General features: G+C 66.9%; 19 protein-coding genes. 11 read left to right on the top strand and 8 right to left on the bottom strand.

Features of this window, described 5'->3' with window-relative positions; translation table 11 throughout:
* Positions 1-10: 10 nt before the first annotated feature.
* On the bottom strand, positions 11-1,288 hold the full coding sequence (locus LC407_RS20605; protein ID WP_025877336.1) for an efflux RND transporter periplasmic adaptor subunit: 1,278 nt from the start codon (positions 1,286-1,288) through the stop codon (positions 11-13).
* A 214-nt stretch (positions 1,289-1,502) separates the two neighbouring features.
* Between LC407_RS20605 and glmS the strand changes: the two genes are divergently transcribed.
* Both glmS and LC407_RS20595 read left to right on the top strand, forming a co-directional pair.
* Positions 1,503-3,341, top strand: coding sequence for a glutamine--fructose-6-phosphate transaminase (isomerizing) (gene glmS / locus LC407_RS20600; RefSeq protein ID WP_223483517.1), 1,839 nt, complete (start codon positions 1,503-1,505; stop codon positions 3,339-3,341).
* Between the two features lie 442 nt (positions 3,342-3,783).
* A complete protein-coding gene (locus LC407_RS20595) occupies positions 3,784-4,215 on the top strand; it encodes a CBS domain-containing protein (protein WP_025877332.1) in 432 nt (143 codons plus the stop codon).
* Positions 4,216-4,340: 125 nt separating this feature from the next.
* Here LC407_RS20595 and LC407_RS20590 read toward each other — a convergent pair whose 3' ends face one another.
* Entirely contained in the window at positions 4,341-4,769 is a 429-nt protein-coding gene (locus tag LC407_RS20590; RefSeq protein WP_025877330.1) for a VOC family protein, read from the bottom strand.
* A gap of 122 nt (positions 4,770-4,891) precedes the next feature.
* Positions 4,892-5,410 carry a lactoylglutathione lyase gene (gene gloA, locus LC407_RS20585; RefSeq protein ID WP_088101934.1) on the bottom strand — a complete coding sequence of 173 codons (519 nt, stop codon included), beginning with the start codon at positions 5,408-5,410 and terminating at the stop codon, positions 4,892-4,894.
* A 126-nt stretch (positions 5,411-5,536) separates the two neighbouring features.
* On the opposite strand from gloA, the gene LC407_RS20580 reads away from it, so the two are divergent.
* Positions 5,537-6,649 (top strand): PLP-dependent cysteine synthase family protein, encoded by a 1,113-nt coding sequence (locus tag LC407_RS20580; RefSeq protein WP_223483516.1) that lies wholly within the window; start codon positions 5,537-5,539, stop codon positions 6,647-6,649.
* Between the two features lie 97 nt (positions 6,650-6,746).
* Here LC407_RS20580 and LC407_RS20575 read toward each other — a convergent pair whose 3' ends face one another.
* On the bottom strand, positions 6,747-7,151 hold the full coding sequence (locus LC407_RS20575) for a hypothetical protein (protein WP_117311434.1): 405 nt from the start codon (positions 7,149-7,151) through the stop codon (positions 6,747-6,749).
* A gap of 170 nt (positions 7,152-7,321) precedes the next feature.
* Here LC407_RS20575 and LC407_RS20570 point away from each other — a divergent pair, with 170 nt between their 5' ends.
* Positions 7,322-9,352, top strand: a complete 2,031-nt coding sequence (locus tag LC407_RS20570; RefSeq protein ID WP_032976559.1) for a M3 family metallopeptidase — start codon at positions 7,322-7,324, stop codon at positions 9,350-9,352.
* Positions 9,353-9,520: 168 nt separating this feature from the next.
* Here the strand turns inward: LC407_RS20570 and LC407_RS20565 are convergent, their stop codons facing one another.
* Positions 9,521-10,321 carry an SDR family oxidoreductase gene (locus LC407_RS20565; RefSeq protein WP_223483515.1) on the bottom strand — a complete coding sequence of 267 codons (801 nt, stop codon included), beginning with the start codon at positions 10,319-10,321 and terminating at the stop codon, positions 9,521-9,523.
* Positions 10,318-10,884, bottom strand: a complete 567-nt coding sequence (locus LC407_RS20560; protein WP_025877318.1) for a DUF1415 domain-containing protein — start codon at positions 10,882-10,884, stop codon at positions 10,318-10,320. Before LC407_RS20560 ends, LC407_RS20565 begins: the two co-directional genes overlap by 4 nt.
* Before the next feature lie 195 nt (positions 10,885-11,079).
* Between LC407_RS20560 and LC407_RS20555 the strand changes: the two genes are divergently transcribed.
* The 3 genes from LC407_RS20555 to LC407_RS20545 all read left to right on the top strand — a co-directional run bounded on the left by LC407_RS20555 (position 11,080) and on the right by LC407_RS20545 (position 15,504).
* On the top strand, positions 11,080-12,546 hold the full coding sequence (locus LC407_RS20555; protein ID WP_032976556.1) for a benzaldehyde dehydrogenase: 1,467 nt from the start codon (positions 11,080-11,082) through the stop codon (positions 12,544-12,546).
* 17 nt (positions 12,547-12,563) lie between these two features.
* Positions 12,564-13,691 (top strand): NAD(P)-dependent alcohol dehydrogenase, encoded by a 1,128-nt coding sequence (locus tag LC407_RS20550; RefSeq protein ID WP_025877316.1) that lies wholly within the window; start codon positions 12,564-12,566, stop codon positions 13,689-13,691.
* Positions 13,692-14,412: 721 nt separating this feature from the next.
* Positions 14,413-15,504, top strand: a complete 1,092-nt coding sequence (locus tag LC407_RS20545; RefSeq protein ID WP_223483514.1) for a helix-turn-helix domain-containing protein — start codon at positions 14,413-14,415, stop codon at positions 15,502-15,504.
* 38 nt (positions 15,505-15,542) lie between these two features.
* Here LC407_RS20545 and LC407_RS20540 read toward each other — a convergent pair whose 3' ends face one another.
* The gene (locus LC407_RS20540; protein ID WP_025877313.1) at positions 15,543-16,025 is read right to left on the bottom strand and encodes a YajQ family cyclic di-GMP-binding protein; all 483 of its coding nucleotides are present in this window, start codon (positions 16,023-16,025) and stop codon (positions 15,543-15,545) included.
* 83 nt (positions 16,026-16,108) lie between these two features.
* Here LC407_RS20540 and LC407_RS20535 point away from each other — a divergent pair, with 83 nt between their 5' ends.
* From LC407_RS20535 to LC407_RS20525, 3 genes are all read left to right on the top strand, one after another.
* Positions 16,109-17,005, top strand: a complete 897-nt coding sequence (locus tag LC407_RS20535; protein ID WP_025877311.1) for a DMT family transporter — start codon at positions 16,109-16,111, stop codon at positions 17,003-17,005.
* A 144-nt stretch (positions 17,006-17,149) separates the two neighbouring features.
* On the top strand, positions 17,150-18,157 hold the full coding sequence (locus LC407_RS20530; protein WP_025877309.1) for a methionine ABC transporter ATP-binding protein: 1,008 nt from the start codon (positions 17,150-17,152) through the stop codon (positions 18,155-18,157).
* Positions 18,154-18,843 carry a methionine ABC transporter permease gene (locus LC407_RS20525; protein WP_025877307.1) on the top strand — a complete coding sequence of 230 codons (690 nt, stop codon included), beginning with the start codon at positions 18,154-18,156 and terminating at the stop codon, positions 18,841-18,843. The genes LC407_RS20530 and LC407_RS20525 overlap by 4 nt, the downstream gene beginning before the upstream one ends.
* Before the next feature lie 191 nt (positions 18,844-19,034).
* Here LC407_RS20525 and LC407_RS20520 read toward each other — a convergent pair whose 3' ends face one another.
* Positions 19,035-19,634 carry a lipocalin family protein gene (locus LC407_RS20520; RefSeq protein ID WP_025877305.1) on the bottom strand — a complete coding sequence of 200 codons (600 nt, stop codon included), beginning with the start codon at positions 19,632-19,634 and terminating at the stop codon, positions 19,035-19,037.
* Between the two features lie 126 nt (positions 19,635-19,760).
* On the opposite strand from LC407_RS20520, the gene LC407_RS20515 reads away from it, so the two are divergent.
* Positions 19,761-20,078 carry a hypothetical protein gene (locus tag LC407_RS20515; protein WP_223483513.1) on the top strand — a complete coding sequence of 106 codons (318 nt, stop codon included), beginning with the start codon at positions 19,761-19,763 and terminating at the stop codon, positions 20,076-20,078.
* The last annotated feature ends 24 nt before the right edge of the window (positions 20,079-20,102 follow it).

Genomic DNA, 20,102 nt, shown 5'->3' with positions numbered 1-20,102 from the left:
GAATAAGTTGTCAGTTGACGGAGACGCGTTCGGCGTCCTTGAACAGGTCGCTGCCCGAGACCACGATGCGGTCCCCCGGCTGCACACCCGACTTGATTTCCACTTCGCCCAGGCTGCTGACGCCCAGTTCGATCGGACGACGCACCGCGGTGCGGCCATCCATTACGTAAGCCACGCCGTTGCCCTGTTCCACGAACGGGCCGCGCTCGACCTTCATGACGTTCCTGCGGGTATCCAGCAGCACCCGCACCGACATCCGCTGGCTCTGGCGCAGGCCTTCCGGCTGGGCTGCGGCAAAGCGGACGCGTGCGTTGACTTCGCCATTGACCACTTCCGGCGACACCGCACTGATCTCGCCCGGGAACGGCTGGCCATTGCCGCCGGTCAGCTGCGCCGGCATGCCGATCGCCAGATCGCGCGCGAAGCTCTCCGGCACCTTGATCTCGACTTCGAACTTGGACAGGTCGACCACGCCCAGCACCGGCGCGTTGGCGGCAAGGTTGGTGGCCTGGGTGGCCTGCACCTGGCCGACCTGGCCATCGAACGGTGCACGCAGGGTCAGTGCGTCGACCTGGCGCCGCACTTCGGCCACTACGGCCTTCTGGCGGTCGGCCAGCAAACGCTTGTTGCGTGCGTCCAGGTCCGCGCCCTGGCTCTGCAGGCGTGCATCGGTGGTGGCATTGACCAGACTGATGTCGGCCTTCTTCAGGGTGTCCTGGGCCTTGGCCAGATCGATCTGCGGCACCGCGCCGCCATCGAAGCCGCGCTGGTAGCGCTGCAGGTCGCGGTCGGCGGCCTGTCGCTCGATGCTGGCCTGGTCGGTTTCCTTGCGCGATTTGGCCCGGGCCAGGGTGGCATCCAGGTTGGCGCGGCTGGCCTCGGCCTCCAGGCCGGCCAGGGTGGCCTCCTCCTGGGCGAGCTTGCTGCGCAGCTCGGGGCTGTCGATGATCGCCAGCTCCTGGCCCTTCTTGACCACGTCACCGGCGACCACCTTCAGGTCCACCGTGCCGGCGGAGATGGCGTACAGCACCGGGCTGTTGGCGGCGATCACGCGGCCGTCGGCGGCGATGTCGCGCACCAGGTCGCCGCGCTGCACTTCGGCGATGCGCACCCGGCTGCTGTCGAACGAGCTGCTGGCATTGGACCAGGCATGCACGGCCCAGCCGATGCCGGCCAGCAGCGCGATACCCGCCAGGGCCGGCCAGCGGTAACGGTGCCATGCGGCCTTGGGGGCACTGGCTGAAGCGGAGGAAACGATCTGGTCCTGGGCGGAGGTGTCGCGGATCATCGGGTTCGTGCCTGTCGGTGGTGCCAGAGTGGTGCTATGGACAAAGCACACAGCGTGCCAACTTTATTTCCTTTTCCATCAATGAGTTGAACATGTGTCGCTACTGTCCGGGTGTCCGCGGACACCTTTCCGGACACTTTCATTAAGCGGACAGGAGGGGGCTGGCGGACGCGCAGGCTAGAATGCGGCGACCGTCTTCAAGGAAATGCGTGACATGTGTGGAATCGTGGGTGCGATCGCCGGGCGCGACGTGGTGCCGCTGCTGATCGAAGGACTGAAGCGACTGGAATACCGCGGCTACGATTCCTCCGGCATCGCCGTGATCGATCAGGCCGAACGGCCCGAGGTGCGCCGCGTACGCCGCACCGGTCGTGTCTCGGAGATGGCCACTGCTGCCGAGGCTGAAGGCTTCAACGCCAGCCTGGGTATCGGCCACACCCGCTGGGCCACCCATGGTGGTGTCACCGAGGCGAACGCGCATCCGCACATCAGCCATGGCGTGGCGCTGGTGCACAACGGCATCATCGAGAACCATGAGGAGCAGCGCGAGAAGCTGCGCGCGCTGGGCTATACCTTCGAGTCGCAGACCGACACCGAAGTGATCGCCCACCTGATCCACCGCCATCTGAAGAAGGGCGATGACCTGCTGGTCGCGCTGCAGCACACGGTGAAGGAACTGACCGGTGCCTATGCGCTGGCCGTGGTCAGCCGTGCCGAGCCGGAACGCTTCGTCTGTGCCCGCATGGGCTGCCCGCTGCTGGTCGGGCTGGGCGAGGGCGAGAACTTCGTGGCGTCCGATGTGTCGGCCGTGCTGTCGGCCACGCGCAAGGTGATCTTCCTGGAAGAGGGCGACACCGCCGAGATCCGCCGGGATGGCGTGAGCATCTTCGATGGCAACGATCAGCCGATCGAGCGCGATGTGCATCTCTCCGATGTCTCGCTGGCCTCCCTGGAGCTGGGCCCGTACCGCCACTTCATGCAGAAGGAGATCCACGAGCAGCCGCGTGCGCTGGGCGACACCATCGAAGCGGCGATCGACGCTGGTGGCTTCCCGGCCGAACTGTTCGGCAAGAATGCCGAAGCGGTGCTGTCGGGAATCGAGGGCGTGCAGATCCTGGCCTGTGGTACCAGTTACTACTCGGGCCTGACCGCGCGCTACTGGATCGAGGCCATCGCCGGCCTGCCGTGCAGCGTGGAGATCGCCAGCGAATACCGCTATCGCGCCGCGTATGCCAATCCCAAGCACCTGATCGTGACCATCTCCCAGTCCGGCGAAACGCTGGACACGATGGAAGCGCTGAAGTACGCCAAATCGCTGGGACACACGCACACGCTGTCGATCTGCAACGTGCCGGAAAGCGCGATTCCGCGCGCCAGCGAACTGGTCTGCTACACCCGTGCCGGCGCCGAGATCGGCGTGGCCTCGACCAAGGCGTTCACCACCCAGCTGGCCGCGCTGTTCCAGCTGACCGTGGTGCTGGGCAAGCTGCATGGCCGCGTTGATGCCGCACAGGAAGCGGACTACCTGGAGCAGCTGCGTTTCCTGCCGGGCAGCGTGCAGCATGCGTTGAACATGGAACCGCAGATCGCCGCATGGGCCGAGCGCTTCGCACGCAAGAGCAGTGCGCTGTTCCTCGGCCGTGGCCTGCACTATCCGATCGCCCTGGAAGGCGCGCTCAAGTTGAAGGAAATCTCGTACATCCATGCCGAGGCCTACCCGGCCGGCGAGCTCAAGCACGGGCCGCTGGCGCTGGTGGACGAGGACATGCCGGTGGTGGTGATCGCACCCAACGACAGCCTGCTGGAGAAGGTCAAATCCAACATGCAGGAAGTGCGCGCGCGTGGCGGCGAGCTGTTCGTGTTCGCCGACCAGGACAGCAACTTCAACGCGTCCGAAGGCGTGCACGTGATCCGCACCCCGCGCCATGCCGGCGTGCTCAGCCCGGTGGTGCACACCATCCCGGTGCAGCTGCTGGCGTACCACACCGCGCTGGCGCGCGGCACCGACGTGGACAAGCCGCGCAACCTGGCCAAGAGCGTTACGGTGGAGTAACACTCGGATCCATTGGATGCTGCATGCGAAAGGGGCCCACGTGGCCCCTTTCGTTTACGACGCTGGCGCTGCCAAGTGGGACAGCTGCCGGGTTTTCTGTCCGCAGTCGGCAGCAGGCAATCAATCTTTAATGCGCGACATCGCCTGTATTCAGCGGCGGTTTCAGCCGCGGTGCCATTCTCTGGATCGTCAGTTGGTTCCTACGACGAACTGTCCCATCGATGCCGCTAGTGACCGATGGTCGCAGTCGTAGAATCGAGTTGACCGAGATCCGGGTTGAGCCGTTGAACCCCCTCGTTCGTGTTGCAGCACGACGTCTGCCGATCCATTCCAAGCGGCAGGTGGGTGCGCCAGACGTGCACTGAAAGGTCTGTTCCCGGGGAGGGGGCGAATCGGCAGAGCACACTTTTTTGACTTGAGTGACCTGCACCAGGAAACAAGAATGAACGTCCGCGAGCTCCTGCAATCCAAGAAAGAAGCTGTCATCACCATCGACACGGAAGACACGATCGGTGCCGCTGCGCACAAGATGAGCGCGAATAAAATCGCCGCACTGGTAGTGATGAAGGATGATGCGCCGGTCGGCATCATTTCCGAAAAGGACATCGTCCGCAGCCTGGCCGATGATGGCCCGCAGGCCGGTCGCCGGGTGATTTCCAGCCTGCCGTCCACCGGCCTGGAAGGCATTGCGCCGGACGCCACGTTGAAGCAGGCCATGTCCCTGATGACCTACTCGCGTCGTCGCCACCTGATGGTCACAGACGGCAGCAAGCTGGTCGGCATCCTCAGCCTGGGTGACATCGTGAAGAACCTGCTGGGCGAGCTGGAGCTGGAAAAGGCCGTGTTGCAGGACATCTACATGGCGGCCCACTGAGGCCTGCGCTGTGTGATGAAACGAAGCCGGGCATTGCCCGGCTTCTTCGTTGGTAGCGCCGGGCCATGCCCGGCTTCATTCGTTGGTAGCGCCGGGCCATGCCCGGCGAGCGCGTAGCGCAGGAATCAGAAGCTGACCTTCACCGAATCGGCGCTGTAGTTCGCCGGGCCGTGGTAGACGACCTCGATGTTGTTGCCATCCGGATCGAGCACGAAGGCGCCGTAGTAGCCGGGATGGTACGGGCGCTCGCCGGGCGCGCCGTTGTCCTTGCCGCCAGCCGCCAGCGCAGCGCTGTGGAAAGCATCGACGGTGGCGGTATCGCGGGCCTGGAAGGCCAGGTGATGGCGACCGGTCAACTGGCCGGCAGCGGCCTCGCTGCTGGCGCTGGAAATGAACAGTTCGTCGGCCCAGAAGTAGTCATCGCCTTCGCCGGCCACCGGGATGCCGATCGTGTCGAACACCGCCTGGTAGAAGCGGCGGCTGGCGGCCAGATCGCGTACGACCAGCTGGATGTGGTCGATCAATCGCCCACGGTGCAGTTCCATCGTTTCCATGCCAACCTCACAAAAAAGGGGACGGAGGGGATCAAGTCGCTCGCGGCCCCATCGTGCCATGAATGTCGGAGCAATGCCGCCGGGCATGGCCCGGCGCTACCGGAACGGGCCCTTTCTGCCGGTCAGGCGTTGGCGATGATCTCGACCCAGTAGCCGTCCGGGTCCTTGATGAAGGCCAGGTTCTTCATGCGGCCGTCGGTCAGGCGCTTCTGGAAGGTGACGCCCAGGTCTTCGAAACGCTGGCAGGCCGCTTCGATGTCCGGCACGGACACGCAGATGTGGCCGAAGCCGCGCGGGTCGCTGTTGCCGTCGTGGTAGACGGCGCCTTCCTGGTTCTCGGTGCCATGGTTGTGGGTCAGTTCCAGCACGCCCGGCAGGCCGGCCATCCACAGGCGGCGGGTGTTGTCATCTTCCGGCACCACGGTGCCGGCCGGTACGTAGGCCAGGAAGTACAGGCTGAACTGGGCTTCGGCGAAGTCGCGCTTGTCGATCAGCTGGTAGCCCAGCACGCGGGTGTAGAAGTCCAGCGAGGCGGTGGCGTCCTTGACCCGCAGCATGGTGTGGTTGAAGACGAAGCCGGTGGTCTCGGCCGGGGCCTGGGCGGCGACGCCGGGGACATCGCGCAGGGCGGGAATGGTCATGGGGGAGGTCCTTCAGACAGGGCCGTTGCCGGCCGGATGGGTGTCATTCTACGGGCCGGCAGCTGACGGCACCGCGACGTACAATGGCCGGATCGCACCGTTCCGTCCTGATGACCATTGCCCGCCATGTCGCAGCGTGAATGGGTGGCCGCCGCCATCCGCAAGATCGAAGCCGATTTCAACCGTTCCGCCGATACCCACCTGATCCCGCTGGCGCTGCCCGGGTTCGAGGGCATCGAGGTGTACCTGAAGGATGAATCGAGCCATCCCACCGGCAGCCTCAAGCACCGGCTGGCGCGTTCGCTGTTCCTGTATGCGCTGGCCAACGGCTGGCTGCGTGAAGGACGGCCGGTGATCGAGGCCTCCAGCGGCTCCACCGCCGTTTCCGAGGCCTACTTCGCGCGCCTGCTCGGCCTGCCGTTCATCGCAGTGATGCCGGCCACGACGTCGCCGGAGAAGATTGCCGCGATCGAGTTCCACGGTGGCCGCTGCCATCTGGTCGAGCGCGCCTGCGACCTCAACTGCGATTCGGAAAAGCTGGCCCGCGAAACCGGCGGCCACTTCATGGACCAGTTCACCTATGCCGAGCGCGCCACCGACTGGCGTGCCAACAACAACATCGCCGAATCGATCTTCAAGCAGATGGCCGAGGAGCCCAGCCCGATTCCGGACTGGATCGTGTGCAGCCCCGGCACCGGCGGTACCGCAGCAACGCTCGGGCGCTACGTCAGCTATCGCCGGCATGACACCCGCATCCTGTGTGCGGACCCGGAAGTCTCGGTGTTCTACGATGGATACCAGGCTGCCCTGGCCGGCGGCAACGAGTGGCGCGGCATGACCTGCAACGGCGGCTCGCGGGTGGAAGGCATCGGCCGGCCGCGGGTGGAGTCCAGCTTCATCCCGACCAGTGTCGATGCCATGGTGAAGGTGCCCGACGCCTTGAGCCTGGCTGCGATGCGTCATGTCAGCCGCCAGCTGGGGCGCCGCGTCGGTGGCTCCACCGGCACCAACTTCATCGGCGTGCTGCAGGCCGCGCAGTGGATGCGCGAGGCCGGCCGCCAGGGCAGCATCGTCAGCATCCTGTGCGACAGCGGCGATCGCTACGCGCACAGCTATTACGACCCGGCCTGGTATGTGCGGCAGGGAATCGATGTGGACGCTGCCGACGCGCAGGTAGCGACGGCGGTGGCCGGGCAGGGCCTGCCTGGATTGCCGTGGTGCAGTCTGGAAGCGCTGTAAGCCCGTCAGGCATCCGCCGGGCATGGCCCGGCGCTACCAGGACAGGTCGGCAGCGCCGGGCCATGCCCGGCGAGCGCAGCGGCGCATTGGATCGCGCTCAATACCCCGCGGCCATGAAGGCCTCCAGTACCGCATCGCGCAGCGCGTCGGGCAGGGCCTCGATCTCCACGGCGCGGTCGTCCAGGTGCAGACGTGGGTCCAGGCTGCTGGCCCGGCCCTGGGCCAGGGCCTGCAGCCACAGCAGCACGCAGATGACGAATTCGCGCTCGTGGCCCAGCCGCACCTGGCTGGCACCGCGCTCGATCACTTCGAAGGGATACCATTCCTGCTCGTCGCTGAACCTTCCGCCCTGGCGCTGCAGTGCCTGCAACTGCTGCAGGTGGCGCGGCGCATCATCGCCCGCATCGCACAGCGCGGCGATCCAGGCCAGTTCAGTCGGGCTGGCCGACAGCGCCAGCGATGACGAACGTACTGCGGATGGAGCTGGAGCCAGACCTTCCATGTGGGGCCTCCTCGACACGTTCCGCTGCGGTCTCCCCCGCGCTGCAAGCTTCAGCCGGCGGCCGTAAGGCCGACGTGAACAATGGCCCGCCGCCCCTTGTCTGCCGGCCCGGCCAGCGCCATATCGATCTGGCTGCCCGCGCTGCCGGGCCCGTACTCTGGAGACCTGCCGTGACCGTTGCCAACCCCCTGCTCGATTTTTCCGGCCTGCCGCGCTTCGAGGCGATCCGCCCCGAGCATGTGGCGCCGGCGCTGGACGTGCTGCTGGCGCAGGCCGAAGCGGCGGTCAGCGCTGCCGAGCAGGTGCAGCCGGTAACCTGGCAGACCTTCGTCACCCCGCTGGACGACGCCACCGAACGCCTGTGGCGCGCCTGGGGCCTGGTGGGCCACCTGCAGGGCGTGGTCAACACGCCGGAACTGCGTGAGGCCTACAACAGCAACCTGCCGCGGGTGACCCGCTTTGCCAGTGCGCTGGGCCAGAACCTGGCGCTGTACCGCCAGTACCAGGCGCTGGCGGCCAGCACCGAAGCGGCCGGTTTTGATGAGGCGCGCCGCAAGGTGCTGGACAACACCCTGCGTGATTTCCGCCTCGGCGGTGCTGAACTGGATGCGGACGCGCAGCAGCGTTTTTCCGCCATCAAGGAGGAACTGTCGGCGCTGTCGGCGAAGTTCTCGCAGAACGTGCTCGACGCCACCGATGCGTGGTCGCTGATCGTCGAAGACCCGGCGCGCCTGGCCGGCGTGCCGGACGACGTGAAGGCTGCTGCACGCGCCGCTGCGGAAAAAGACGGCAAGACAGGCTGGAAGCTGACCCTGCAGATGCCGTGCTACCTGCCGGTGCAGACCTGGGGCGAGGACCGCGACCTGCGCGAGATCCTGTACCGCGCCAGCGCGCAACGCGCCTCCGAGTTCGGCGACGATGCGCTGGACAACGGCGGCAACATCGATCGCATCCTTGCACTGCGTGCCGAGCTGGCCGCGCTGCTGGGCTTTGATTCCTACGCCGACTATTCGGTGGCCACCAAAATGGCCAGCGACCCCGCCGAAGTGCTGGGCTTCCTGCGTGACCTGGCCGCGCGCGCCAAGCCGTTCGCCGCCAAGGACCGCGCCGAGCTGGAGCAGTTCGCCCGCGAGCATCTCGGTATCGACAGCCTGCAGGCCTGGGATCTGGCGTTCGCCGCCGACCGCCTGAAGCAGGCGCGTTACAGCTACTCCGAGCAGGAAGTGAAGCAGTATTTCACCGAACCGAAGGTACTCGGCGGCCTGTTCTCGGTGATCGAGCAGCTGTACGGCCTGCGCGTGCAGGAAGACAGCGCGCCGGTCTGGCATGAGGACGTGCGCTTCTTCCGCCTGGTGGATGCGCAGGGCGCCCTGGTGGGCCAGTTCTACCTGGACCTGTACGCCCGCGAGGGCAAGCGTGGCGGCGCGTGGATGGATGACTGCCGCAACCGCCGCGAGCGCGCCGATGGCAGCGTACAGACGCCGCTGGTGTACCTGGTGTGCAACTTCGGCCGTGGTGCCGATGGCAAGCCGGCAACCTTCAGCCACAATGAAGTGACCACGCTGTTCCATGAAATGGGCCATGGCCTGCATCAGCTGCTGACCCGCATCGGCGAACTGGGCGTGGCCGGCATCAACGGCGTGGAGTGGGACGCGGTGGAGCTGCCCAGCCAGTTCATGGAGAACTTCTGCTGGGAATGGGACCACCTGCAGGGCATGACCGCGCATGTGGAAACCGGCGAGCCGCTGCCGCGCGCGCTGTACGAGCGCATGCTGGCTGCACGCAACTTCCACAGCGGCATGGCCACCGTGCGCCAGTTGGAATTCGGTCTGTTCGACATGCTGCTGCACAGCCAGTTCGAGGCGGCGCAGGACAGCGTGCTGGCACTGCTTGAGCGGGTGCGTGCGGAAGTGGCGGTGAACCATCCGCCGAGCTGGAATCGCTTCCCGCACCAGTTCAGCCATATCTTCGCCGGTGGCTATGCCGCCGGTTACTACAGCTACAAGTGGGCCGAAGTACTGAGCGCCGATGCCTACGCCGCGTTCGAGGAAGCGCCGCAGGCGCTGGCCGCAACCGGCGCGCGTTTCCGCGACGAGGTGCTGTCGCGCGGCGGCAGCCGCCCGGCCGCCGAGAACTTCAAGGCCTTCCGCGGCCGTGCGCCGCAGATCGACGCACTGCTGCGCCATTCGGGCATGGCGTAAGCAGGTTGCCGCCATCCACGCATGGCGTGGATCTACCGGAATGCTCCGGCATGGCGTAAACGCAAAAAAGGGCAGCGCTCCGGTAGCGCCGGGCCATGCCCGGCGAGCACGTAGCGCGGCGTAGGAAAGCCGCCGGGCATGGCCCGGCGCTACCGCGGCGTCCCGCTTTCAATCGGCGTAGATCATCTTCCGGGTCATGCCGCCGTCGACGATGAAGTCCTGGCCGGTGCTGAAGCCGGACAACGAGGACAGCAGGTACACCGCCAGTGCGCCGATGTCCTCGGGTTCGCCGACGCGGCCAACCGGATGCTGGGCGTGGGCGGTGGCCGAGTACTGCGGCACGTGCCGGCGTGACGGCGCCTGCCAGGCATCGGTGCTGATCCAGCCGGGGCTGATGCTGTTCACCCGCACCGCCGGTCCCGCACTGATGGCCAGTGCATGGGTGAAGGCCACCAGCCCGCCCTTGGCCGCAGCGTAGGCTTCGCTGTGCGCCTCGGACTGCCAGGCGCGCGTCGATGCGATGTTGATGATCGCGCCTGCGTCGGCCGACAACGCCGGCAATGCGTGCTTGCTGCACAGGAACGCGCCATGCAGCGATGACAGCCGGCGCTGCCATTCTTCCCAGTCCATGTCCTGCAGCAGGGTGCCGTGCGGCCCGGCGATGCCGGCATTGTTGACCAGGCCGTCGATGCGCCCGAAGCGTTGCAGGGCAACTGCGATGAAGTCGCGCACGCTGCTTTCGTCGGTGATGTCCAGCCGCTGGAACGCGGCATCATCGCCGCGCTGCCATTCGGCCAGGCAGGCCTGGCCCGCCTCTACGTCCAGATCGCCGATCAGCACACGGCCGCCGGCCCCGAGCACCGCCTGGGCGATGCCGCGGCCGATGCCGTTGGCACCGCCGGTGACCAGCACCACCCTGCCGTGCAGCGGCGCAGCCGGCCAGGTGGCAATCGGCGGCACCGTGCTCATGACAGGTCGTCGCCGCGCAGGCGACGGTGCCAGCCCTCGACACCGATCCGGTCCAGGGTCTGGATGTTGCGCTCGACGATCACGTCCGGGTCCGGGTAGACATCCACCGCGCGTGCCACGCTGTCTTCGCGCAGCAGGTGCAGGGTGGGGTAGGGCGCGCGGTTGGTGTAGTTGCTGGCGTCATCGGCGGCGACGCCATCGAACTGGTAGTCCGGATGGAAGCTGGCCACCTGCAGGATGCCCTGCAGGTCCAGCGCCTCGATCGCCGCATCGGCGTTGTCGAGGAAGTCGTTGTAGTCGAGGAAGTCGGTGAGTACCTGCGGATGCACGATCAGGGTGGTATCGATCTGCTCGGCCGGCGTGTCGCGCAGCAGCACCAGTTCCTCGGCCAGTTCTTCCACCAGGGCTTCGGGTGTGGTCGCGTCGCTCAGCACGATGCGGACCTGGTCCTTCACGTACACCGCCTTGGCGAACGGGCACAGGTTCAGGCCGATGACGATGCGCTCCAGCCACAGGCGGGTGGCGGCGATCGGGTCATCGGTGGGCAGGGGGGTGTCGGTCATGGCGGGCGCATCGGCTGGCGGGGGTGGCCATTGTAGGCGGGCCGCTGCAGGGGCGCCGTTCACTGTGCAGGAACTGGACAACGGCGATGCTGGAAATTCCCGTCGATTCAATCCCTTGCCGACATCACGCCAATGGCCGATTGCCGACGCTGCGGGCCAGGCGTGCAATGGCGGCACGACACAGGAGGACTTTTCATGACTGCATCTTCCCCATGGCTGCCGGACGCACTCTGGTCAGGCGCCTTCTTCGACGGTCAATGGAGCGCCGCTGCACAGCGCCAGCCGGTGATCGAGCCCGCCACCGGGCACTCGCTTGGCGAAATCGGCCTGGCCGATGCGGCGCAGGTCGCACGTTCGGCGGCCGCTGCGGCGCAGGCGCAACAGGCATGGGCGGCAGCGCCGTACGAACAGCGCGCCGAGGTGCTGCGCAAGGCTGCACGCCTGGCCGAAGAAAACATCGATACGCTGGTCGACTGGCTGGTCCGTGAAAGTGGCTCCACCCGCCTGAAGGCCGGTTTCGAAGCCAAGGTGACCATCAAGGCGCTGCATGAGGCCGCCGCGCTGCCTTCGCGCAGCGTGGGTGAGATCCTGCCGTCCGAACCTGGGCGGCTGAACCTGGCGCGGCGCCGTCCGCTGGGTGTGGTGGGGGTGATCTCTCCGTTCAATTTCCCGCTGTACCTGGCGATGCGCGCGGTGGCGCCGGCGATCGCGCTCGGCAATGCCGTGGTGCTCAAGCCGGACCCGCGCACGGCGGTGTGTGGTGGTGCGGTGATCGCACGCCTGTTCGAGCAGGCTGGTCTTCCGCAGGGTGTGCTGCAGATGTTGCCCGGCGACGGCGCCGCCGGTGCCGCGCTGACCAGCGACCCGCATGTGGCGATGATCCAGTTCACCGGCTCGACGGCGGCCGGACGCAAGGTTGGCGAAGCCGCCGGCAAGCACCTGAAAAAGGTGTCGCTGGAGCTGGGCGGCAAGAACGCGCTGATCATCCTTGACGATGCGGATCTCGACCTGGCCGTGGCCAACACCGCCTGGGGCGTGTACCTGCACCAGGGCCAGATCTGCATGGCCACCGGCCGTGTGCTGGTACAGCGCAGCATCCACCAGGCCTTCCTGCAGAAGCTGGTGGCCAAGGCGAAGTCGCTGAAGGTGGGTGACCCGGCACGCGAGGATGTTGCGCTGGGCCCACTGATCAATGCCGCGCAACGCGACCATGCAGCGCGTGTGGTCGACGACGCGGTGAAGGCGGGTGCCACGCTTGAAACCGGCGGCACCCACCAGGACCTGTTCTTCGCACCCACCGTGCTCGGCAACGTCAGTGTCGACAATCCGGCGTTCAACGAAGAGATCTTCGCGCCAGTAGCGGTGGTGGTGCCGTTCGATGACGACGACGAAGCCGTGCGCCTGGCCAATGACAGCGAGTACGGCCTGTCGATGGCGATCGTCTCCCGCAATGTCGGCCGCGCGCTGAAGCTGGGCGAGCGCCTGCGCACCGGTCTGCTGCACATCAACGACCAGACCGTGAACGACGAGGTCATCAATCCCTTCGGCGGGGTAGGGGCGTCCGGCAACGGCACCAGCATCGGCGGCCCGTCCAACGTGGAGGAATTCACCCAGTGGCAATGGATGACGGTCAAGGGCGAAGCCCCGGCCTATCCCATCTGATCGAGGAGAACGCAACGATGAGCAGCAACAGTGGATCGCGTGACATCACAGCAGCGGTGGTGCGCGGCAAGGAACAGCCCTTTGTCATCGAGCAGGCGCGCCTGCGCGGCCCGCAGGACGACGAAGTGCTGGTGAAGATCGTAGCGACCGGCCTGTGCCATACCGACCTGATCGTGCGTGACCAGTACTATCCGGTGCCGCTGCCGGCGGTGCTGGGCCATGAGGGTGCGGGCATCGTCGAGGCGGTCGGCCCCAACGTGCGCGAGCTGAAGGCCGGCGACCATGTCGTGCTGACCTACGGCCAATGCGGCCACTGCAATCCCTGTCGTGGTGGCCACGGTGCGTACTGCCGCGATTTCTTCGCGCTGAATTTCGGTGGTGATGATGGCCACGGCCATACCGCCATCACCGATGCACAGGGCCAACCGCTGCACGATCACTTCTTTGCACAGTCGTCGTTCGCCACGTTTGCGCTGGCGCGCGAGATCAATGCGATCAAGGTGCCTGACGATGCGCCGCTGGAGCTGCTCGGTCCGCTGGGCTGCGGCATCCAGACCGGTGCCGGTGCGGTGCTCAACTCGCTGCAGGTGCGATCGGGCAGCAGCTTCGCCAGCTATGGCGCCGGTGCGGTCGGCCTGAGTGCGGTGATGGCGGCCAAGGTCGCCGGGGCCACCACCATCATCGCCATCGACGTGGTGCCCTCGCGGTTGCAGCTGGCCATGGAGCTGGGCGCCACCCATGTGGTCAACAGCCGCGAGACCGATGTGATCGAGGCGGTGCGCGCGATCACCGGTGGTGGCGCCGATTTCGCGCTGGAATCGACAGGGCGCCCGGAAGTGCTGTCGGCCGGCATCGAAGCGCTCGGCGGGCTTGGCATGATGGGCGTGGTCGGTGCGCCGAAGCTGGGCACCACTGCCAGTTTCGATGTGAACAACCTGCTGTTGGGTGGCCGCAGCATCCGTGGGATTGTCGAGGGCGACAGCGTGCCGCAGGTGTTCATTCCGCAGCTGGTGACGCTGTACCAGCAGGGGCGCTTCCCGTTCGACAGGCTGGTGAAGTTCTATCCGCTGGAGCAGATCAACCAGGCGGCCGAGGACAGCACGCGGGGGATTACGCTGAAGCCGATTCTGCGGATCGCGGCGTGAGGTGAGGGTGGGGTGGGTTTGCAGGGCTGCGCCCTGCACCTGCCGAATCAACGGCAACGGCAACGGCAACGGCAACGGCAAAAGCGGGCATTCCGTGGGATGGCGGGGTGGGTCCGGTTGCGGGGGACGCTGCAAGTACGTCCATGTAAGCTCGGTCGCCGCATCCATGCGGCTCACGCCCCCGCAACCGGACCCACCCCGCCTTCGACAGGTTCCCGCTGCTGTTGGTGGGTGTCGACCACGCTGCTGTTGGTGGGTGTCGACCTTGGTCGACACGTAGATCCACGCCATGCGTGGATGAATGCCGGACGAGAATGGAAACGCATTTCCCGGCTTGGCGCTGTGCTGGGGTGATCGTGGGTTCCCGCGATCTGTCGGAACGGCATGGGCTGCTCTTGGTGGGTGTCGACCATGCGGCTGTTGGTGGGTGTCGACCTTGGTCGACACGTGGATCCACGCCATGCGTGGATGAATGCCGGGCGAAAATGGAAACGCATTTCCCGGCTTGGCGCTGTGCTGGGGTGATCGTGGGTTCCCGCGATCTGTCGGAACGGCATGGGCTGCTCTTGGTGGGTGGCGACCATGCGGCTGTTGGTGGGTGTCGACCTTGGTCGACACGTAGATCCACACCATGCGTGGATGAATGCCCGACGAAATGGAAACGCTCCGTTGTTGGCATGTAACGCGGGCATGGCGTGTGTGGGTGTACGCTGCATGCATGATGGCCACGACAGTCGGGCAACAGCAGCTGGTGGCGGCTCGGGCCGCCTTCGCCGAGGGCGACGTGCAGTCGCTGGCGATGCTGCCCCTGCCGTTGCAGCAGTCCTGGCAGCGCTCGCATGCGGCGGGTGTGCGCCCCGGGCAGGAGCCGTATTACCCGCCGTTGCAGGGCAACGGACACCGCTTGGAGTCCCGCGATGACCGCCGCCTGGCGCGTTGCGTGCAGCCGGAACTGGAGCAGTTGTGGGCCGCGTTCGGTGCGCGTGGGTGGACGATGTTCTGCGCCAACCGTGAGGGCATGGTGATCGTGCATCGCGCCCATGGCCTGGAAGATGCAGCGCTGCTGCGGCCGATCCAGGTGGGCCGGCGGCTGGGCGAGGCCGAGATCGGCACCACCGCGCCTGCGGTCAGCCTGGCCGACGACCTTCCCGCATTGGTACGCGGCAATGAACACTATCTGCAGCGGTTCGCCCCCGTGTTCTGCCTGAGTGAGCCGCTGCATGACCTGCAGGGGCAGGTCTGCGGTGCGATCGACATCACTGGGCTGGGGGAACGCGATCCGGCGTTGCTGCAGGGCTATTTCCGGCAGGCAGCGCTGGCCATCGAGAACCGCTTGATGCACACGCTCAGCGATGTGCATCTGCTGGCGGTGCAGCATGATCCGCGCTGGCTGGCATCACCGCTGCAGGGCCTGTTGGCGGTGCAGGAAGACGGCCAGTTGCTTTGCGCCAACCGCGTCGCTCGGCGCCTGCTCGGCCTGCCGCGGCGTGGGCCGCTGCCGCTGCTTTCGCTGGACACGCTGTTTGCCGGCGCCAGCGCAGCACAGCGACGTCGACTGCTGCAGCCCGGCCCTGCGCATCGGGTGCGACTGGGCGAGGGCAGTGCGGTCCATCTGCAGCACCTGCAGGCACCGCGCGCCGCACGGACACGTTCACCGGCTACGGCCGCAGCGCCCGTGCAGGCGGCACCATTGCGTGACCAGCAGCGCGATGCGGCACGGCGAGCCGCCCATACCGCCGAAGGCAACCTCAGCCTCGCCGCACGCCAGCTCGGCATCTCGCGGACAACGCTGTACAAACTGCTGCGCGAGTGAGGCCGGCCATGTAGGCCGGCCCTACATCGCGGTGTCGATCAATCGCGGAAGTTGTTGAACTGCAGCGGCAGTTCGAACTTGCCGGCCTTCAGCACGGCGATGGCGTCCTGCAGGTCGTCGCGCTTCTTGCCCATCACCCGCAGCTTGTCGCCGTTGATCTGGGTTTCCACCTTCAGCTTGGCTTCCTTCAGCGCCGCAGCGATCTTCTTGGCGATCTTCTGCTCGATGCCCTGCTTGACGGTGATCTTCTGCCGGGCCTGCGCAAGGTTGGTTTCCACGTCGCCATATTCCAGGCTGAGCACGTCGATGCTGCGGGCGGCCAGGCGAGCGCGCAGGATGTCGTTCATCTGCTTGAGCTGGAACTCGCTCGGTGCGGACTGGGTGATCACTTCGCCGTCGCGCTCGAACTTGGCGTCCACGCCCTTGAAGTCGAAACGGGTGGCAAGCTCACGGTTGGCCTGGTCGAGCGCATTGGTCAGTTCGTGGGTGTCGACTTCGGACACAACGTCGAAGGAAGGCATGGGCGTTACTCCGCAGAAATCAGTGGCGGCCATTCTATCGCGCCGGTCGCGGCGGCAACGCCCGTGGTCGGCGATAATGGGCCATGAACGTGCAACGCTCCCCTTCGCGCGCCGTGGCCTGGATGGTCGCTGCTGTCGCCTGTTTCTCGCTGATGGACGCCGGCATGAAGCAGCTCTCGGCCGGCTATCCCTCGCTGCAGGTCACCTTCCTGCGTGGCGCGGCGTCGCTGCCCTTCGTGCTGGTCTGGGTGCTGGCCAGTGCCGGGCCACGCTCGCTGATCCCGCGCCGCTGGGGGCTGCACCTGCTGCGCGGCGGGCTGGGCATGGCGATGATCGGCTGCTTCGTGTTCGCCCTGCGCGACCTGCCGCTGTCCACCGCCTACACCATTTATTTCGTCGCGCCGCTGCTGATTGCCGCACTGTCGGTGCCGCTGCTGGGCGAGCGGGTCGGGCCGCGGCGCTGGGTCGCCATCGGCATCGGCCTGGTCGGCGTGCTGGTGGTGCTGCGGCCGGGCGTGGGCGGTTTCATCTCGGTGCCGGGCCTGATGGTGCTGGCCGCCGCCACCGCCTATGCCATCGCCGCGATCACCGTCAGCCTGCTGACCCGCACCGATACCTCGCAGTCGATGGTGGTCTGGTTCCTGGTCATCATGGCCATCGGCGCCGGGCTGCTGGCTATCCCCGGCTGGGTGCCGCTGCAGATGGCGCATGCGCCGTTGATCGCCGGCATGGGCCTGGCCGGGGCGCTGGGCCAGATCGCGCTGACCAAGGCCTTCCAGCTGGGTGAGGCCTCGATGATCGCACCGCTCGAATACAGCGGCCTGGTCTGGGTGATCGGCTGGGACCTGGCCTTCTGGGGGCAGCTGCCGGATGGCTACACCTGGGCGGGCGCGGCAATCATCGTCGCCTCGGGCCTGTACCTGCTGCACCGCGAACGGGTGAACCGGCAGGAGCCGCCGAAACCGTTGGACCATCCCTGAACCGATCTGGCTGGGGAAGGGGTGTACCGATGCGGGCGGCTTAGAACCAAAAGGAATAACATTCTGGCCCATGGCGCGGGCGCGCGAGCGCCAGCGCTGGTAGGCTGCACGCCCCTTCCATCGCCCTCCCGGTGAGCTGATCCCGTGATCGAGTTCCAGCGCCTGCACAAATCCTATGCCGTTGCCGGCCGCGCGGTCAGCGCGCTGCAGCCGCTGGACCTGACCATCGAGGCCGGCGAGGTGTTCGGCATCATCGGCCATTCCGGTGCGGGCAAATCGACGCTGATCCGCATGATCAACCGCCTGGAGGAGCCCAGTGGTGGCCGCCTGCTGATCGCCGGCGAAGATGTCACCGCGCTGGATCCGGAAGGCCTGCGCGCGCTGCGCCGCCGGATCGGCATGATCTTCCAGCACTTCAACCTGCTGTCCTCGCGCACGGTGGCCGGCAATGTCGCCTTCCCGCTGGAGCTGGCCGGTACGCCGAAGGCCGAGATCGATGCGCGCGTCGCCGAGCTGCTGCAGACCGTGGGCCTGCAGGCGCATGCGGACAAGTACCCGGCGCAGTTGTCGGGCGGCCAGAAGCAGCGTGTGGGCATCGCCCGCGCACTGGCCACCCGCCCGCAGATCCTGCTGTGCGATGAGGCCACCAGCGCGCTCGATCCGCAGACCACCGCGTCGGTGCTGGCGCTGCTGTCGAAGATCAACCGCGAACTGGGCCTGACCATCGTGCTGATCACCCACGAGATGGACGTGATCCGTCGCGTCTGCGACCGCGTGGCCGTGCTTGATGCCGGCCAGCTGGTCGAGACCGGCCCGGTAACGAAGGTGTTCCTGCACCCGCAGCACCCGACCACCCGCCGTTTCGTCAGCGAATCGGAGCAGGTGGACGAGGGCACCCTGCACCGCGACTTCGACGCGGTCGGTGGCCGTGTCGTGCGCCTGACCTTCCTCGGCGCCGACACCTACGAACCCCTGCTCGGCAGCGTCGCGCGGCAGACCGGGGTCGACTACAACATCCTGTCCGGGCGTATCGACCGGATCAAGGACACCCCGTATGGCCAGCTGATCGTCGCCTTGGTGGGCGGTGACCAGTCCGCCGCGCAGGCCGCATTCGTGGCTGCCGGCGTGCATGTTGAGGAACTGCGTCGATGATCATCGCCACCGCCGGCGGCTTCTTCCGTCACCTGGATGCAGGCAAGTGGGCCGACATCGGCCAGGCCACCATCGACACCCTGCTGATGCTTGCCGGTTCGCTGCCGCTGACCCTGGCCATCGGCCTGCCGCTGGGCGTGCTGCTGTACCTGTTCGGTGCGCCACAGCTGAAGCGCCGGCCGGTTGCCTACGGCGTGCTGGCGCTGGTGGTGAACCTGCTGCGCTCGGTGCCCTTCATCATCCTGATGATCGTCCTGATCCCGGTGACCCTGTTCATGATGGGCACCTCGCTGGGCGTGCGTGGCGCGATCGTGCCGCTGGTCATCGGCGCTGCGCCGTTCTATGCGCGGCTGGTGGAAACCGCGCTGCGTGAAGTGGACCGCGGGGTGATCGAGGCGACCCAGGCAATGGGTGCCACCACTTGGCAGCTGGTCACCCGCGTGCTGCTGCCCGAAGCACGGCCGGGCCTGATTGCCGGTGCCACGGTGACCACCGTGGCCCTGATCGGCTTCACCGCGATGGGCGGTGCGATCGGTTCCGGTGGCCTGGGCGACCTGGCCTTCCGCGATGGCTACCAGCGCTCGCACACCGACGTGGCGCTGGTCACCGTGGTCCTGCTGCTGGTGCTGGTGCAGCTGCTGCAGATGCTCGGCGACCGCCTGGTCGCGCATTACAGCCGCAGATAACAGAATGCCGGGCGGCGCCCGGCATCGTTCAGGGTGGTGCCGGCCGCTGGCCGGCAACTTCATGTCTGGTAGTGCCGGCCGCTGGCCGGCAACTTCATGTCTGGTAGTGCCGGCCGCTGGCCGGCAACCTCATGAACGCGGGAAGCACCGTGCAGTTGCCGGCCAGCGGCCGGCACTACCACCGTGTGCAGTCAACGCACGTTCGGTACTTCGTAGCCCAGCTTGCCGACCTGCTCGGCGTGCTGCGGCACGCGCTTGAGCTTGTCGGTGTTGACCCCGTACTCGTCGCGCAGGCGTTCGGCCAGGTCCTTGTACAGGGCCTTGTCCATGTCAGGCGTGCGGGCGAAGATCCAGGCCATCTCGCGGCCCGGGTAGCCGATCAGCGCCCAGGAATAGTCCGGCGCGACTTCCAGTACCCGCGAATGGGTCGGCACGACCCGGTAGAACCAGGTGCGCCAGCCGTGGTTGCCACTGTCGGGATCGACGCTGGCGCGCGCACGGATTTCCTGCAGCGGTTCACCGAAACCATCGCGGTAGCGATAGGTGATGGCGACCTTGTGGTCCTCGCGCAGCTCGTACTGGTTGACGCTGGCGACGTGGCCGCGCTCGATGAAGTTCGGCACGCGGCCGATCACGTACCAGGTCCCCATGAAGCGCTGCAGGTCGATCACCCCATCTGCAGAGGCTTCCGCGGCGCTGTTGCGGGACGACGGTGGGGAATTGGCAGCCACTGCCGGACCGCCCAGGGACAGGGCCAGCAACACAGCGCAGAGCGGGCGGATCGAGGTCATGCGGGAGCGGGCTCCAGTGGGCTTGCCCGCGCATGGTCACTGTGTGCACGCCATCCGTCAATGGTGTCGCAGCCGGTGAGAAGCCCCGCAGCCAAGCTGACCGCCATCGAACACCGGAGAATCCGCATGCGCACACGTCCCCGCCACCGCCCGCCAACTGAACGCGTCAGCGAACGCGCCGATCCGCGCCTGTTGCGGGTGGTGCCGCAGCTCGCCCTCGCTGGCCTGGCCGTGGTGCTGGTGTGGCCGGCCGCGCGCGGCAGCAGTGCCTGGCTGGGCTGGTTGCCGCTGTGGCTGGTCGGCATGCCGTTGGCGGCCTGGTGGGCACTGCTGCGCTGCCCGTTGCCAACGCTGACCGCGCTCCGCTCGGTGCGACGCGACCATGGGCAGGCCCGGCGGCGCTCCCCCACACGTACGCGCAAGGCGCACACCGCCACGGCCTGACCTTCGACACGGGGGCGGCCCCGG

The sequence above is a fragment of the Stenotrophomonas sp. OVS01A genome (genome assembly GCF_019969775.1).
Lineage (GTDB): Bacteria > Pseudomonadota > Gammaproteobacteria > Xanthomonadales > Xanthomonadaceae > Stenotrophomonas > Stenotrophomonas indicatrix.
Note: the sequence above shows the minus strand (reverse complement) of the source record. Positions and strands in the feature narration are given on the sequence as shown.